The 686-nt window shown below is 39.7% G+C and carries 1 protein-coding gene and 1 pseudogene; both read right to left on the minus strand.

The genetic code is table 11. The annotated features are described in order from the left end of the window. A partial coding sequence (locus tag IQR33_RS33235; protein ID WP_322631773.1) for a glycosyltransferase occupies positions 1-518 on the minus strand: 518 nt, incomplete at its 3' end. An 8-nt stretch (positions 519-526) separates the two neighbouring features. Beyond that, positions 527-686: pseudogene (locus IQR33_RS33240) on the minus strand (protein CapI); the annotation flags it as partial.

Genomic DNA, 686 nt, shown 5'->3' on the forward strand with positions numbered 1-686 from the left:
GCTCCCGAACCAGGTAAACGATCAACAAGATACGATGGCGCTAACCGGTTCTCCAAAAACAACGTTTTATCGTCTTCATTTTGAAAGAAGATCTTACTTGCTTTAGATTGGCTCATTTTATACAGCAATCTGGCAATCTTAGACGTAAGGCCTTCATTAATAAAGACCATACCTAAGCCGGCAATATTATTGACCGACTTAGAGCCAACAAAATGCCCAGCTAACGTACCGTAGATATTATTCTTTGGAGTAAAGTTCAGTACCACATCGGGTTTGACGCTCTTAAAGATTTTGATAAATGAGAAAAACGTACCAATATCTTTAACAGGATTTGTACCCCCTTGGTCAATGTTGATATGACAAAAGCTTGCTCCAAGTGATTCAAGCTTCGGTGAATAATCATCTTTAGGGGCTATAGCTACAACCTGATAACCAGCGTCCAACAACGCCGTAATGGTGTTTCTTCTGAAATTATATAAATACCAACTTGTATTTGCTGAAATCGCAACCGTTTTCATCTAACTACCTAAACCTTATAAAACTCGCGATACCAATCAACTAAGGCTTGAACGCCTTGTTTAAGACCAACTTGAGGTTTATAGCCAGTCGCTTCGAATAAATCAGAGGTATCAGCATAAGTCTTATACACATCACCAGGCTGCATCTCGCGGAAGTTCTTTTTCGCT

The sequence above is a fragment of the Vibrio sp. OPT46 genome (assembly GCF_015163535.1).
Taxonomy (GTDB): Bacteria; Pseudomonadota; Gammaproteobacteria; order Enterobacterales; family Vibrionaceae; genus Vibrio; species Vibrio alginolyticus.